Below are 15,563 nucleotides of genomic sequence, written 5' to 3' on the forward strand. Positions count from 1 at the left end.
TATGGAAGTAACAATATGAAAAAACTGCAAATTGCCGTGGGGATTATTCGTAATCCGCAGCATGAGATTTTCATTACCCAGCGTGCGGCTGATGCGCATATGGCGAATAAGCTGGAGTTTCCCGGTGGGAAAATTGAGGCCGACGAAACGCCGGAGCAGGCGCTGACCCGTGAGTTGCAGGAAGAGGTGGGGATCACGCCGCATAACGCCACGTTATTCGATAAGCTGGAATATGAATTCCCGGACCGCCATATCACGCTGTGGTTCTGGCTGGTAGACCGCTGGGAAGGGGAGCCGTGGGGTAAAGAAGGACAGACGGGGCGCTGGATTGCGGTAAACGAATTAAATGCGGACGATTTTCCGCCGGCGAATGCACCGGTTATCGCCAGGCTGGTGAACGCCGTTTAAGATTCAGGCGCCGGGGGTCGAATAATGCCCGGTGGCGCTGCGCTTGCACGGGCCTACAGACAGCACCAGCCCACAGGCCGGGTAAGGCGCAGCGCCACCCGGCGGGATTGTATTTACTGCTTCTCTTCGCTCCAGTCATCGCTGTCAGACAGATCGCCCGCGCTGGGGATCCGTTTTTCTTCCGCAGCCCACTCGCCAAGATCGATCAGCTGGCAGCGTTTGCTGCAAAATGGACGAAACGGGCTGCGTTGATCCCAGATAACCGTTTTGCCGCAGGTGGGGCAATTAACCACGGTGGCGTCAGACATAGACTCTCCTTAACAACAAGCCAGTTCGAAATCGAAACGATCGGGGATCTGACCATTTTCGCTATCCAGCGGCAAAAAACGGATCGCAAAGCGGCTTTTATGCCCGGAAATTTGCGGATAAAGCTGTTCCTCCAGCGGCAATTGCAGGCGCAGCAGATCGGCATCCTCACCGTTATCCTGATAAAAACCGTGCAAACTGGTTTGCTTGCGGAACGGCGCTGAATTACGGATCAGATCCATAATTAACGTCAGCGCCTGCTGAAGCGGTTGCAGGCTGAGAAGCCATTGTTCAGTCTGTGCATCGCGCTGCGCTTGTGGCAAATGAAGCCAGATATGCAACGTGGGTAAATCGAAACTACAGCAGCCGCCGGGAATACTCAGCCGCTGGCGTACCAGCCCAATCAGGCGATCTTCGCGTAATAGCTGCCCCATTCGTGGCGCGGACATCAGCGTACTGCCACAGGCCTTCAGTTGCTGGCGCAACGCGTCAATACGATTTACATCCACGCCGGGCACATCGGCCCATGCCTGTAATTTTTTCTGCTGACGTTCCAGCTCTTTCAACAGTTCTGTACGAACTTCACCGCGTTCGAGTACGTCCAGCAAATCGCCGACATTACGAAAGAAATGCAACGCACCCGCATAGTCGGTGACCGGCAGCGCGGCGGACATCTGCTCAATTAAAAATTCGATGCGCAGCCAGGTGCGCATTTTTTCGTTTAGCGGGTGCTCAAAAAGAATGTGCGTATGATGCATTACGGTTTTTCCTGTGAAACAGTCTGCGCCGCGAACTTCAGATACTGCGCGTGCAGACGGGCAACGTCCGATGCAATCGCATCTGGCGTGCCGTTGTTATCAATAACGTCATCCGCCACGGCCAGACGCTGTTCACGCGTAGCCTGGGCAGAGAGAATTTGTTCGGCGTGTTCACGCGTCACGCCGTCACGCTGCATCGTTCTTTGCAGCTGAGTTTCGCGCGAGACATCCACCACGAGGACGCGATCGGCTTTTTCATAAAGCCGATTTTCTACCAGCAGTGGTACCACCCACAGCACCCAGGGGGACGTGGCCTGGCGGAATTGCCGCTGGGTTTCCTGTTGGATCAACGGATGCAGTAGTGCGTTAAGCCACGATTTATCGTCGGGATGGGCAAAAATACGTTCGCGCAGACGTCGGCGATTAAGCCCTCCGTCAGCGGTAAGCATCGACGGACCGAAACGTTCAGTAATGGTATTGAGCGCCGGAGTGCCAGGCTCCACGACCTGACGGGCAATAATATCGGCATCAATCACGTTAACGCCCAGCAGGGCGAAGGCGTCCGCAACCGTACTTTTACCGCTGCCAATACCGCCTGTTAACGCTACCGTATACCTCATAAAAGCCAGTCCCGGAATAATTTGATATTCAAAATCAGAAGGTTAAAAAAGGAAAATTTATAGCGAGCGCGGATAATTATCTTCCCACGGTTCACCAGGTAAATTTATAGGATTGTAGCGTAAAAAAAGAGAAAATCGCAGTCTTGCGGAGTCACGATTAGTGCGTATGATAACGTCACTGGAGTTATGTCTTATTTTCTGTTGCCCTTAACCCCAGGAATCCGTTCATGCGTATCGAAGAAGATCTGAAGTTAGGATTTAAAGACGTTCTTATCCGCCCAAAACGCTCTACCCTCAAAAGCCGTTCCGAAGTTGAGCTGGAGCGCAGCATTACCTTTAAACACTCCGGTCTGACATGGTCAGGCGTGCCAATTATCGCGGCGAATATGGATACCGTGGGCACCTTTGGCATGGCGAAAGCGCTGGCCTCGTTCGGCATCCTGACGGCAGTGCATAAGCACTATACGCCGGAAGACTGGAAAGGGTTTATTCAGAGTGTTTCTGAAGATGTGCTGAAACACGTCATGGTTTCTACCGGCACCTCCGATGCCGATTTTGAGAAAACCATTCAGATCCTTAACCTTCATCCCGCGCTGAGCTTTATTTGTATTGATGTGGCGAATGGTTATTCCGAGCATTTCGTGCAGTTTGTTACCAAAGCGCGTGAAGCCTGGCCGAACAAAACCATCTGTGCAGGCAATGTGGTGACGGGTGAGATGTGCGAAGAGCTGATTCTTTCCGGCGCGGATATCGTGAAAGTCGGTATCGGTCCTGGCTCCGTTTGCACGACTCGCGTGAAAACCGGCGTTGGCTATCCGCAGCTTTCCGCGGTTATTGAATGCGCGGACGCGGCCCATGGCCTCGGCGGGCAAATCGTCAGCGACGGTGGCTGCACCATGCCGGGCGACGTGGCTAAAGCCTTCGGCGGCGGGGCTGATTTTGTCATGCTGGGCGGGATGCTGGCCGGACACGAAGAGAGCGGCGGAACCGTAGTCGAAGAGAACGGTGAGAAATTTATGCTGTTCTACGGCATGAGCTCCGAGTCCGCGATGAACCGTCACGTTGGCGGCGTTGCCGGTTATCGTGCGGCAGAAGGAAAAACCGTGAAGCTGCCTCTGCGCGGCCCGGTAGACAATACCGCGCGCGATATCCTCGGTGGTCTGCGTTCAGCCTGTACATATGTAGGGGCTTCCCGTCTGAAGGAACTGACCAAGCGCACGACCTTTATTCGCGTGCAGGAACAGGAAAACCGCGTTTTCAATAGCCTGTAATGCTTCTGCGCTGGCGCAAGCCAGCGCAATTATCCCATTCCGCTCATGGCATCTCCCAGATGAAAAATGGGCAGATACATCGCCACGACCAGCGTCCCGATAATCACCCCGGTAACGATCAGAAGTATTGGCTCCAGCAATGACGCCAGATTATCCGCCACCGCTTGTGTCTTTTCGCTATGATGACGTGCGAGATCCTCCAGCATCGTATCCAGCGCACCCGATGCTTCACCGGTTCTGATCAACTGAAGGCAGAGCGGGCTAAATTCGCCGCTCCTTTCCATGGCCTGCCAGACGGGCGAGCCCTGAGTAATATCCTGATGGACCTGATGCAGGACACGCTGCCAGTAAGGGCAGTCCAGCGTCTCGCTGGCACTGTGCAAACCTTGCAAAAAAGCGATGCCGGCACTTTGGGTCAGCGCCAGCACGCTGAAAATATGGCTAAGCTTTTGTCCGCGGATAAGGCTACCGGCTATGGGACATGCCAGCAGCCATTTTTGCCTGCGCATCCGCCAGCTCGTATTATGCTGTAGCCTGTTAAACACCCCGACGATGATTAACGGGGTAACGAGGAGATATATTCCCCATTGCTGAATAACGTCTGCAAACGCCATAACGCCGCGCGTCAATGCAGGCAGCGGTGTATTGAACGTCTGATAAATTGCCGCAAATTCCGGTAGCACCCAGCATACCATCGCCATGACTACCGCGAGCGCCAGTGTCAGAATAATGATCGGATAACGCAGCGCCTTTCGGACCTTTGCCGCCAGACGCTGCTGCGCCTCCTCCTGCGCCACCAGATGAAAGCAGCACTGTTCAAGTCTGCCGGTCAGCTCACCGGTGCGGATCATCGCCAGCCATAGCGTAGGAAACGCCTGCGGCCACGGTTTGAGGGCGATGGAAAACGCGACACCTTTCTCCAGCTCCTGACCGACGTGTTGCAGCAGCGCCTGCCATTGTTTACCCGGTTGCTGCTGCGCCAGTAGCCTCAATCCCTCAGGCAGCGTGAGCCCGGCGCGAAGCAGCGTCGCCAGCTGTCGAATAACACGGCAACTATGTTCGCGATGCCAGAGAGAGGGACGAACCACGCAGCGTTTTAGCCCAAGGGGGGTAATATGCTGCTGCTGAAGCGCCATCAGCGCCGCCGTACGGTTGGCATCCCATATAACGCCTTGCTGCATTTCGCCCTGTCGGGTCAGCCCACGCCACTGCCAGAGGTGTTTAACCTTCATGCAGTGTTCCCAGTACGCGTAACAGTTCTTCTACCGTCGTCAGACCTTGTTCCACCGCCAGGCAGCCATTTTCAAATAGCGTGGTCATTCCCTCGCGCTGCGCCTGGGATTGAATGTCCACCGCGCTGTGTTCGCTGGCGATCGCCTGACGCAGCTTGCCCTCAACAGGAAGCACTTCAAATAAGGCTATTCGGCCATAAAAGCCGTGATAGCAACGGTCGCAGCCGGTGGCCCGCCAGCGAGGCAGGGGACGCCGCCAGAGAGAGGGAGGCACGGCAGTATGCTCGCCAGTTTGCGTACGACAATGTGGACACAGTTTGCGCATCAGTCGCTGAGCCACCACTAATAACAGCGAGGAAGAGAGCATCCAGCGAGCGACGCCCATTTGTTGCAAACGGACCAGCGCCTCGGTAGTGGAATTGGTATGCAATGTGGAAAGCACAAGATGCCCGGTTTGCGCGGCTTTAATCGCAATTTCCGCGGTATCGCCATCGCGGATTTCTCCCACCATAATAATATCCGGATCCTGACGCAGAAGGGCGCGGAGGACCTTTTGAAACGTCAGACCGGCACGCGGGTTGATCTGCGTCTGGTTGATCCCCTCAAGCGGGATCTCCACCGGATCCTCGACGCTACAAATATTCACCTCAGATGTGTTAAGTGATTGAAGCGCGCTATAAAGCGTGACGGTTTTACCACTACCGGTGGGACCGGTGACCAGCAGCAGCCCCTGCGGCATTTTTAGTGCGTTACTGAACGCATCCTCCTGAAGGGCCGTCATGCCCAGTTGCCGGATATCCAGCGCCTGCTCTACCTGATGAAGCAGCCTGAGCACCACTTTTTCAGCATATTTACCCGGCAGCGTGGCAATACGAAAGGAAACCGGCTTCCCTGTCAGTTCAACCGTAAACTGTCCGTCCTGCGGCACGCGGCGTTCAGCAATATCGAGATTACCCAGCACTTTCAACCGCGCGATGACACTGGCGACAAGCGCAGGTGGAATTGTCGTTAGTTGATGCAGCACGCCGTCCACGCGTAAGCGGATCCGCATACGATCGGCCAGAGGTTCAAAATGGATGTCCGAAGCCCGCTGTAAAAGCGCCTGTTCCAGAGCCTGATTTAGTAACTCCACGGCCGTGCCGCTGCCTTCACTCACGGCAGGCAGATGGCTTTGTGTAGACAGATTCAGGTGCTGATCCATTCTTTCTTGTGACCAGCATTCAATATCAATCCGCTTTTGCGTGGCAAAGCGCAAGGATTCCAGTAGCTGATTACCGGGATCGCCGACAACGGCAATATTGAGCGTGTCGTCGTCGCTATCTAATAACACTGCGCCATAACGTTTACATAAAGCGATGAGCTGTTCCCGTTTCATCTTTGTATCTCCTTACTGTATATCGAAGCGGAAAACGTCTTCGCATGCTTGCTGGAGTGCGCTGTCCTGCTGGATATTGCACACCCGCTGCCAGCCCGTTATGCCATTAGCATTGTCCCAGCCCGGCGTCATTACTACGCTAAGACCGTTGAGACTTTCCTGCCCGGTCAGCGTAACGATGCCCTGTGCCACGCTCATCTCTGAAACGTAACGGGTCGTGGTCGGTGAGGGAATGCCATTTTTACCCCCGTCGCAATCGGCCAGACCGCCATGATCCAGCGCGCAAAGCTCAATTGCTGTGCGGTAGGGTATGAACGTTTGTAACATATCGGTTAGCGCGGCTTTGCGCAGGTAGTTTTGATAGGCGGGAATGCCGATGGCGCTGAGAATAGCAATGATGCCAATCACCACCATCAGTTCAATAAGCGTAAATCCTTGCTGTCTGTTCATCGTGTGCTCCTTAGTAAATGCGAGCACTCTGGCAGGGGAAAGACGAAGCGACGAGCGGTAAAAGTCCAATCGTGAAGATGGCTTCCCGACTTTTTGACCGCGTTGCATGGGCGTTACATCGGTTTGCGAGGCGATACGAAAAACGGTGACCAACATCAAAGGTTAACACGGGAAACGTCGGGATCGGGTTCCTGGAGGGAGGCCCAACCCGACGGTCGCCCCGAAGACGACGGGCTATTTGACATCACTTTCAACCGCTATTCAAAATCAGCGGAAACGCATCGACAAATCCAGCGCACGAATGTGCTTGGTCAGCGCGCCAACGGAAATGAAATCCACGCCGGTTTCGGCAAATTCACGCAGCGTCTCGTGGGTCACGTTGCCGGAAACTTCAAGCTGCGCCTGCCCGCGCGTCCGTTTCACCGCTTCACGCATCAGGTCGGTGGTAAAGTTATCCAGCATAATGATGTCAGCGCCCGCCTTAAGCGCGGCATCCAGCTCATCAAGATTTTCAACTTCGACTTCAACCGGGACATCCGGATGCAGCCAGAACGCTTTTTCTACCGCCTGTCTGACTGAACCGGAGGCGATAATATGATTTTCTTTGATCAGAAAAGCATCCGAGAGGCCGAGACGATGGTTGGCTCCCCCGCCGCACAGTACCGCATACTTCAGCGCGGTGCGCAGGCCGGGCAGGGTTTTGCGCGTATCCAGCAGCTGCGTTTTGGTTCCCGCCAGCAGGTCGACATAGCGGCGGACTTCACTGGCCACGCCGGACAGCGTCTGGACAAAATTCAGCGCCGTCCGCTCACCGGTTAACAGCACGCGTGAGGGGCCATCCAGTTCAAATAATGGTTGATTAGGGACGACGCTATCGCCATCTTCAACATGCCAGCTCACCTGAACGTTATCACCTGCAAGCTGGATAAACACCTCTTCAACCCAGCGTTTACCACAAAATATGCCGTGTTCGCGGGTGATAACCACTGCGTGAGCGCGGCTCTCTTCCGGCAACAGCTGCGCGGTAATATCTTTATTCGCATCGACCTCGCCGCCTAAATCTTCACGCAGCGCCTGCGCGACCGTGGCAGGAATATCCAGGGCAATACGTTGCAGAAGAGCGTCACGTCGATGGTCGGGATTATAACGGCGTGCGGACATGATAAAACTCCAAATTGGTAACCAGGCTTGAGGTGGAAACATGCTACTCTGAAGCGCATATTCGCACCACTAATAAGGAGATTCTGTATGTATTTACACGAGGGCTGGCTGGCAGAGGCGCGACGGGTTCCGTCCCCGCATTTCGATTGCCGCCCGGATGACGAGTCGCCCTCACTGCTGGTGGTGCATAATATCAGCCTTCCGCCCGGCGAATTCGGTGGGCCGTGGATCGACGCCCTGTTTACCGGCACACTCGATCCGGATGCGCATCCTTTTTTTGCTGAAATTGTTCATCTGCGCGTATCTGCCCATTGTCTGATTCGCCGCGACGGCGAAATCGTGCAGTATGTTCCTTTCAATAAACGAGCCTGGCACGCGGGCGTTTCCTGCTATCAAGGGCGCGAACGCTGTAATGACTTTTCCATTGGTATTGAACTGGAGGGAACAGATACGCAGCCGTACACCGACGCTCAATATCAACAGCTGGCTGCCATTACCCGCACGTTGATTGAGCTTTACCCGGCAATGGCCGACAATATGACCGGACACTGCGATATTGCCCCCGGACGTAAAACCGATCCCGGCTCCGCATTTGACTGGGCAACATTTCGGGCCCTGGTCACCGCCTCGTCAGAAAAGGAGATGCCATGACGCTTTTTACCACTCTGCTGGTGCTGATTGCCGAGCGCTTATTTAAGCTGGGGGAACACTGGCAGCTCGATCACCGGCTGGAAGTGCTGTTTCGACGCATCCACCGGTTTTCCCTGGCGCGAACCCTGCTGATGACCATCGCCATCATGCTGGTGACGTTTCTGCTGCTGCGTGCGCTGTACGGCCTGTTTTTTAACGTGCCGCTGCTGGTGGTGTGGATCCTGCTCGGACTGCTGTGTATCGGTGCAGGCAAAGTGCGCCTGCACTACCATGCCTATCTGAAAGCCGCGGCCCGCAATGACAGCCACGCACGCGACGCGATGGCCAGTGAACTAACGCTGATCCACGGCGTGCCGCCCGGCTGCGACGAACGCGAATATCTGCGCGAGTTGCAAAACGCGCTGCTGTGGATCAACTTTCGCTACTATCTGGCCCCGCTGTTCTGGTTTATCGTTGGCGGCGTATGGGGGCCGGTGACGCTGGTGGGCTATGCGTTTCTGCGCGCCTGGCAGTCGTGGCTGGCGCGATACCAGACGCCGCACCATCGCCTGCATTCGGGAATCGATTTTATTCTGCATCTTCTGGACTGGGTCCCGGTGCGGCTGGTCGGCGTGATTTACGCGCTGATCGGACACGGAGAAAAAGCGCTGCCCGCGTGGTTTGCCTCGCTGGGCGATCGTCATACCGCGCAGTATCAGGTGCTGACGCGGCTGGCGCAGTTCTCGCTGGCCCGCGAGCCGCATGTTGATCGGGTCGAAACGCCAAAAGTGGCGGTTTCAATGGCGAAAAAGACCTCGTTCGTGCTGGTCGTCATTGTGGCGTTACTGACGATTTACGGCACGCTAATCTGAGCCGCGTGCCATAACCGCTTACTCTGTATCCGCAGGTGGGATGCCGAAGTCCGGCATCCCGTTTTCCTGCCAGTGGATCAGTTTCAGGCGGGTATGGCGATTGGGATCGTACAGCGGGTCGCCCTCAATCTCCGTATAATTTCTTGCATGGTAGACCAGCACATCTTCTCCGTCAGGCGTACGGGTAAAACTGTTATGTCCCGGGCCATACTGGCGGTTTTCATAACTGGTGCGGAATACCGGCTGCGGTGATTTATGCCAGTTCTGCGGCCTGGTCATATCGGCGTTCAGGTCAATCCACAGCAGCCCCATGCAGTAGTTCTCATCCGTGGCGCTGGCGGAGTAGCTGACAAAGAGCTTATCGCCGTGAACCAGCACCGCTGGCCCTTCGTTGACCAGAAAGCCCCGGCATTCCCACTCATATTCCGGCTTGCTAAGCATCACCGACTCGCCTGTAATCGTCCAGGGATTTTCCAGTTCTGCCAGGTAGATATTGGAGTTGCCCGCGATCTCCGGCGCTTTTTGCGCCCACAGATACCACTGTTTGCCCTGATGGTGAAAGGTGGTGGCGTCCAGGCAGAAAGTGTCAAACGGCGTTTTGACCTGGCCGCGCTCAATCCATTTGCCGCTGAGCGGGTCACTATCCTCGCAGGTCAGCGCGTACATCCGGTGCTGGAACATCCCGAGTGAATCCAGCGCCTGAGTGTGGGCAGCCGCGAAATAGATCACCCACATGCCGTTGATGTTGTGCAGTTCCGGTGCCCAGATAAGTTCGCACATCGGTCCGGTGACAGGTTTGCGCCAGACGACCACAGGCTCGGCGCAGCGCAGACCATCAATGCTGCTGGCACGGCGGATCTCCAGCCGATCGTATTCCGGTACCGAGGCGATAAAATAGTAGCTGCCGTCGTGGCGCAGAATAAACGGATCGGCACGCTGTTCAATAAAGGGATTAGGCCAGTTTTCCATCAGGCGTTCCTTGTTTTTTCAGTTGCTGGTAATTCCTGATATTCATTCAGTTCGCGATAGTTAACGCGGCGTTTTTCCAGATCCGTCTGGATCTGCTGCATAAATTCGCGGTTCACTTTGAGCAAACGTACCACGCCAGCGGTGATCAAATAGCCAATGCCGGGAATAACGGTGAATAACAATACAATGCCGTTAATCGCCGTAGCGCTTTGCGCTTTCGCGCCCGCATCATAACCGTACCAGGAGAGCAGAAAGCCGACCATTGCCCCGGCAATCGCCAGCCCCAGCTTCAGGAAAAACAGGTTGCCGGAGAAACTAATACCGGTGATGCGCTTGCCGGTTTTCCACTCGCCATAATCATCCACGTCCGCCATCAGCGACCAGTGCAGCGGGGAGGGGATCTGATGCAGAATATTGAGCAGGAAATAGAGAACGACAATAGTGACCGTGGCGTGCGGATCAAAAAAGTAAAAAGCGCAGGAGAAGATGGCCAGTGCGATGTTGGTCCAGAAGAAGACTTTCAGCTTGCACCAGCGGTCGGTGAGCACTTTCGCCAGCATGCTGCCGATCATCATCCCCACCACGCCGAGGCTGATGAACAGGGTAGCAAAATGGGTGCTCTGGCCCATCACCCACGTCACGTAGTACATGGTAGCGGCCATACGGATAAAGCCGGGGCAGACGTTGCACAGCGTCAGCAGTAAAATGCGCACCCACTGATCGTTCTTCCACACGTCTTTCAGATCTTTTTTCAGCTCGTCATTGGTAGGCACCGCCGGACGGACGCGCTCGCGGACGGTGGCGAAACAGAACAGAAACATGCACATGCCGATAAACGCCAGCACGGTCATTGCCATCTGGTAGCCTTTCGCTTTATTTGCGCCGCCGAACCAGTCGGCCATCGGCAGCAAAGTCAGCGACAGCAGCAGCGTGGCAATGCCGACCATCACGAAGCGATAAGACTGACACGCGACACGTTCTTTCGGATCGTTGGTGATCACGCTGCCCAGCGAGCAGTAGGGAATGTTGATGGCGGTATAGGTGATCGACAGCAGAAAGTAGGTCACAAAGGCATAGATAACCTTGCTGCTATAGCTCCATTCGGGGGTGGTAAACATTAACACGCTGAACAGCGCGTAGGGAAAGGCCACCCACAGTAGCCAGGGCCGAAAACGCCCATACTTACTGCGGGTCCGGTCGGCCAGTGCGCCCATAATAGGATCGGTGACCGCGTCGATTACCCGAATTGAGAGCAGTAATACGCCGACCAGCGCTGGCGCAAGACCAAAGATATCCGTATAAAAATAGTTAACAAACAACATGATGGCGCCAAAGATGATGTTACATCCGGCGTCACCCATTCCGTAGCCAATTTTCTCTTTTACTGACAGTTTGCTCGTGTTCATTGCCAGATCTCTCCCTCGCAAGATGAAGAGAATTATTTGCTGGCTATCGAATAAATGCGTTGCAGGATAGAGGCGACGATATGGACAAAACAGCTCTGGAGAAGAAAGTGTGAGGAAGATAACACCCCTCACCCTACAGGGTGAGGGGTGGAGAGATTAATGCACCTTAGCGGTTCTGGCACTTTTCTGTTTAAACATATAGCCAATACCGAGCACTATCAGCCATACCGGGATCAGGTAGACGGAAATCGCCATTCCGTCGGTCATCAGCATAATTACCAACACGGCGGCCATAAACAGCAGGCAGATCCAGTTGCCTACCGGATAGAACAGCGCCGGGAAGCGTGGAGTAATGCCCTGCTGATGTTTCGCACGGCGGAACTTGATGTGCGCCAGACTGATCATCGCCCAGTTGATCACCAGGGCTGAGACCACCAGCGCCATCAGCAGACCAAAGGCCGATTCTGGTGCCAGATAGTTAATCAGCACGCACAGCGCGGTCACCAGCGCCGAGACCAGAATGGTGTTTACCGGCACGCCGCGTTTATCCACGCGCATCAGCATCCTGGGCGCATTGCCCTGCTGAGCGAGACCAAACAGCATGCGACTGTTGCAATATACGCAGCTGTTGTACACCGACAGCGCCGCTGTCAGGACAACCACGTTCAGCGCGTTTGCCACAAAAGTATCGCCCAGTTCATGAAAAATCAGCACGAACGGGCTGGTGTCTGCGGTGACGCGGGTCCACGGCAGCAGTGAAAGCAGCACGGCCAGCGAGCCCACGTAGAAAATCAGAATACGGTAGATAACCTGGTTGGTGGCTTTCGGGATGCTCTGCTCCGGATTATCCGCTTCCGCGGCGGTGATGCCGACCAGCTCCAGCCCACCGAAAGAGAACATGATAATGGCCATCATCATCACCAACCCGTTAATCCCGTGCGGCAGGAATCCACCTTGCTCCCACAGGTTGCGAACGGTTGCCTGCGGGCCGCCGTTGCCGCTGAACAGCAGCCAGCCGCCGAACAGGATCATCGCGACTACCGCGATAACTTTAATAATGGCAAACCAGAACTCCATCTCGCCAAACACTTTCACGTTGGTCAGGTTAACCGCGTTGATGACCACGAAGAACACCGCCGCCGAGGCCCACGTCGGGATTTCCGGCCACCAGAACTGAATGTATTTCCCGACCGCCGTCAGCTCCGCCATCGCCACCAGCACATAAAGTACCCAGTAGTTCCAGCCGGAAGCAAAGCCAGCAAAGCCGCCCCAGTATTTGTAGGCAAAGTGACTGAACGAACCGGCTACCGGCTCCTCAACGACCATTTCACCCAACTGACGCATAATCAGAAAGGCAATAAAGCCGGCAATGGCGTAGCCCAGAATAATACCGGGGCCAGCGGACTGGATAACGGATGCGCTGCCCAGGAACAGCCCCGTACCGATGGCCCCTCCTAACGCAATAAGCTGAATATGGCGGTTTTTTAGTCCGCGCTTCAGCTGGTCGCCATGCTGTTGACCTTCCATCTAGAAACCTCATGAGTGATGTGGTTGACGCTATTGTAAGTATGTAATTCCGTTTTTGTATTATTTTGTTTACAGAAGCCGTATCTGAATTGTACTTATGCTGCTTTCAACTGACACACAATAATGGTATGCGCTGGGGAATGCACCTGCTTTATGCAGGGGCACCGAGCAGTTGGGTAAAAAGAAAGCATTTGTTAACCGTTCATCCCACACCCACAGACGAATTATTATCCGTTAAAGCTGGCTAACATGCTGTTTTAGCTGGCTATATACCTGACTTTTTGCCTGCTGAGCAACGCCCTTATGCATAGTCATGACAACACTAACAAAATGTAAATGTCAGAATAAAGGGATGTTAATAATGAGATGGAGTTGTAGCGTATATATTTAAATAAAATATTCTTAACCGGGCAATGATGTTAATTAATAAAAAGATCTTTATTATAAAACGTTTCTAATTGAATAAGGGATAAATTTGCCGTTTAATAGAAATAAGGTAAGGATAACCAGAAATAAAATGAAATGAGCGATCTTGTTTATCTGAGAATAGTCGGCGAGAAGCAGGGTGATATTTCTTCAGGGTGTGGAACATATGAATCGGTTGGCAACCGCTGGCAGGTCGGCCATGAAGATGAAATTTTTGCCTTTGCATTAAGCAATAGACTTACCAGTACCGGTAAAGGTGTTAATCTCCAGGGGCTTACGTTTTGCAAGCTCATCGATAAAAGCTCTCCGCTACTCTGCAATGCCATAAACCAGAATGAGCGGTTATTCATTGAAATTGATTTTTATCGAATCAATAAAACCGGACGCCGGGAACGCTATTATTATATTCAGCTAAGGAATGCTTCATTAACCGCTGTTCATGTAAGCATTTCTCATAATAACCTTGATACCGAATATATCACCGTCGACTATGACTACATATTATGTAAACATCTGATAGCCAGTACGGAATTTGACTGGCTGGCTTTTCCTGCGGGTTACAATAGCCTGTTCATCCCCCCTGAAAGCCCACCTGTCAGCAATCTTAAACCTGAACCGCTACCGGTTATTAACCTGCCACCCCCTACGCCAGCGGTTACCCCGGTCTACGCCAAATCCTGCCTGAAGGAGAAAGGGTGTACGGACGCCGGAACGGCAGAAGAACCCGCTGAAAACTTTGGGCAGGTAGCCATTTTTGCCCAGCCAATGGTTGATGATTGCTGCGGCTATCGCCATCCACATGACACAGAAGACGCGTCTTTTCCTCTGGTATCAGGCGGGCCTCTTGCTACCCGGGTCTGGGGCGAATGGTCGCTTAGTGGCGTATTAGGTGTGGCAAGGTACGTACCGTATATCGGCGCACTGGCATCTGCCCTGTACTCTCCCTCTGCGGGCGAAGGAAGCGCCCGCGTCCCCGGACGTGATGAGTTCTGGTATGAGGAAGAACTGCGCCAGAAAGCGCTGGCGGACAGCACCGCCACCACCCGGGTACGTTTTTTCTGGAGAACCGACATTCACGGCAAGCCCCAGGTGTATGGCGTGCACACGGGGGAAGGTACGCCGTATGAAAACGTCCGCGTGGCGAATATGCTGTGGAACGAGGACACGCAGCGTTACGAATTTACCCCCGCGCATGATGTCGACGGACCCCTAATCACCTGGACGCCGGAAAACCCGGAACATGGCAATGTTCCCGACCATACCGGTAATGACAGGCCACCACTGGATCAACCCACCATTCTGGTGACGCCGATCCCGGACGGCACAGATAGCTATACCACGCCGCCATTCCCGGTTCCCGACGTAAAAGATTTCAACGATTATATTCTGGTCTTTCCGGCGGGCTCCGGCATTAAGCCGATCTATGTTTACCTGAAAGAAGATCCGCGAAAGCTGCCCGGTGTTGTGACAGGAAACGGCGTCCCGCTTTCACCCGGGAAATACTGGCTGGATATGTCGGTGACCAATAACGGCGACGGCGCGCCCATCCCGGCGCATATTGCTGATAAATTACGCGGGCGGGAGTTCAGGACTTTTGATGACTTCCGGGAAGCGCTGTAGCTGGAGATTAGTCAGGATCCTGAGTTGATGGCGCAGTTTTCGGAAATTAATCAGTCACGTATTGGTCAGGGCTTTACGCCTTTCGCACCCGACGAAGGACATTATAGTGGTCCTAAAGAAATACTTAAGAAATTTCAGATACACCATTTTATTCCTATTGAATATGGCGGCGGCGTATACGATATTGACAATTTACGAATTGTTACCCCCAGGCTACACGATGAGATTCACTACAGGAGATAATTATGTTTAAAGAAAATCTCGAAGATTATACTGAGGATGATTTCCTTAATTTTTTAGGTAGAATGAGATCACCTGTGAAAGATGGTAAAATCTTAAAAGGTAAGGCGCTAGAAAGATACTGGGATTCATTAGTAGATCACTTTGTTGAAATTACACAGCATCCGTCAAAGAGTGATCTTATTTTCTACCCTAAAAATCAAGGAGATGATAAGCCTGAAAATATCCTGAAAATCGTCAAAGAATGGCGGCGTTCGCAGGGGCTGCCCTTGTTTAAAGACTCTAAGTGAAG

General features: G+C 53.7%; 15 protein-coding genes and 1 pseudogene. 6 read left to right on the forward strand and 10 right to left on the reverse strand.

The window, feature by feature from the left end; genetic code table 11:
* The first annotated feature begins 15 nt into the window (after window positions 1-15).
* On the forward strand, window positions 16-408 hold the full coding sequence (gene mutT, locus P0H77_RS04635; protein ID WP_276163784.1) for an 8-oxo-dGTP diphosphatase MutT: 393 nt from the start codon (window positions 16-18) through the stop codon (window positions 406-408).
* A 113-nt stretch (window positions 409-521) separates the two neighbouring features.
* Here mutT and yacG read toward each other — a convergent pair whose 3' ends face one another.
* The 3 genes from yacG to coaE are packed head-to-tail and all read right to left on the reverse strand — an operon-like array spanning window position 522 to window position 2,092.
* Window positions 522-716 carry a DNA gyrase inhibitor YacG gene (gene yacG, locus P0H77_RS04640; RefSeq protein WP_276163785.1) on the reverse strand — a complete coding sequence of 65 codons (195 nt, stop codon included), beginning with the start codon at window positions 714-716 and terminating at the stop codon, window positions 522-524.
* Window positions 717-725: 9 nt separating this feature from the next.
* Window positions 726-1,472 (reverse strand): cell division protein ZapD, encoded by a 747-nt coding sequence (zapD, locus tag P0H77_RS04645; protein ID WP_276163786.1) that lies wholly within the window; start codon window positions 1,470-1,472, stop codon window positions 726-728.
* On the reverse strand, window positions 1,472-2,092 hold the full coding sequence (gene coaE / locus P0H77_RS04650; protein WP_276163787.1) for a dephospho-CoA kinase: 621 nt from the start codon (window positions 2,090-2,092) through the stop codon (window positions 1,472-1,474). Before coaE ends, zapD begins: the two co-directional genes overlap by 1 nt.
* 227 nt (window positions 2,093-2,319) lie before the next feature.
* Between coaE and P0H77_RS04655 the strand changes: the two genes are divergently transcribed.
* Window positions 2,320-3,363 carry a GMP reductase gene (locus P0H77_RS04655; RefSeq protein WP_276163788.1) on the forward strand — a complete coding sequence of 348 codons (1,044 nt, stop codon included), beginning with the start codon at window positions 2,320-2,322 and terminating at the stop codon, window positions 3,361-3,363.
* 29 nt (window positions 3,364-3,392) lie between these two features.
* Here the strand turns inward: P0H77_RS04655 and hofC are convergent, their stop codons facing one another.
* The 4 genes from hofC to nadC all read right to left on the reverse strand — a co-directional run bounded on the left by hofC (window position 3,393) and on the right by nadC (window position 7,581).
* The gene (gene hofC, locus P0H77_RS04660; RefSeq protein WP_276163789.1) at window positions 3,393-4,595 is read right to left on the reverse strand and encodes a protein transport protein HofC; all 1,203 of its coding nucleotides are present in this window, start codon (window positions 4,593-4,595) and stop codon (window positions 3,393-3,395) included.
* Entirely contained in the window at window positions 4,585-5,970 is a 1,386-nt protein-coding gene (gspE, locus tag P0H77_RS04665) for a type II secretion system protein GspE (RefSeq protein WP_276163790.1), read from the reverse strand. The genes hofC and gspE overlap by 11 nt, the downstream gene beginning before the upstream one ends.
* Window positions 5,971-5,982: 12 nt before the next feature.
* Entirely contained in the window at window positions 5,983-6,420 is a 438-nt protein-coding gene (gene ppdD / locus P0H77_RS04670; protein ID WP_276163791.1) for a prepilin peptidase-dependent pilin, read from the reverse strand.
* A gap of 267 nt (window positions 6,421-6,687) precedes the next feature.
* Window positions 6,688-7,581 (reverse strand): carboxylating nicotinate-nucleotide diphosphorylase, encoded by an 894-nt coding sequence (gene nadC / locus P0H77_RS04675; RefSeq protein ID WP_276163792.1) that lies wholly within the window; start codon window positions 7,579-7,581, stop codon window positions 6,688-6,690.
* Window positions 7,582-7,668: 87 nt separating this feature from the next.
* Here nadC and ampD point away from each other — a divergent pair, with 87 nt between their 5' ends.
* Window positions 7,669-8,232, forward strand: a complete 564-nt coding sequence (ampD, locus tag P0H77_RS04680) for a 1,6-anhydro-N-acetylmuramyl-L-alanine amidase AmpD (RefSeq protein WP_276163793.1) — start codon at window positions 7,669-7,671, stop codon at window positions 8,230-8,232.
* Window positions 8,229-9,083, forward strand: a complete 855-nt coding sequence (gene ampE, locus P0H77_RS04685; protein ID WP_276163794.1) for a beta-lactamase regulator AmpE — start codon at window positions 8,229-8,231, stop codon at window positions 9,081-9,083. The genes ampD and ampE overlap by 4 nt, the downstream gene beginning before the upstream one ends.
* An 18-nt stretch (window positions 9,084-9,101) precedes the next feature.
* Here the strand turns inward: ampE and P0H77_RS04690 are convergent, their stop codons facing one another.
* The 3 genes from P0H77_RS04690 to aroP form a co-directional block, all read right to left on the reverse strand.
* Window positions 9,102-10,052, reverse strand: coding sequence for a family 43 glycosylhydrolase (locus tag P0H77_RS04690; RefSeq protein WP_276163795.1), 951 nt, complete (start codon window positions 10,050-10,052; stop codon window positions 9,102-9,104).
* The gene (locus P0H77_RS04695; protein WP_276165046.1) at window positions 10,052-11,464 is read right to left on the reverse strand and encodes an MFS transporter; all 1,413 of its coding nucleotides are present in this window, start codon (window positions 11,462-11,464) and stop codon (window positions 10,052-10,054) included. The genes P0H77_RS04690 and P0H77_RS04695 overlap by 1 nt, the downstream gene beginning before the upstream one ends.
* A gap of 150 nt (window positions 11,465-11,614) precedes the next feature.
* Window positions 11,615-12,985, reverse strand: a complete 1,371-nt coding sequence (gene aroP / locus P0H77_RS04700; RefSeq protein ID WP_276163796.1) for an aromatic amino acid transporter AroP — start codon at window positions 12,983-12,985, stop codon at window positions 11,615-11,617.
* Between the two features lie 522 nt (window positions 12,986-13,507).
* Between aroP and tssD the strand changes: the two are divergent.
* Both tssD and P0H77_RS04710 read left to right on the forward strand, forming a co-directional pair.
* Window positions 13,508-15,274, forward strand: a pseudogene (gene tssD, locus P0H77_RS04705) (type VI secretion system tube protein TssD).
* 2 nt (window positions 15,275-15,276) lie between these two features.
* Entirely contained in the window at window positions 15,277-15,561 is a 285-nt protein-coding gene (locus tag P0H77_RS04710; RefSeq protein ID WP_276163797.1) for a bacteriocin immunity protein, read from the forward strand.
* Window positions 15,562-15,563: the final 2 nt, after the last annotated feature.

It is taken from the genome of Superficieibacter sp. HKU1, from assembly GCF_029319185.1.
Classification (GTDB): Bacteria; Pseudomonadota; Gammaproteobacteria; order Enterobacterales; family Enterobacteriaceae; genus Superficieibacter.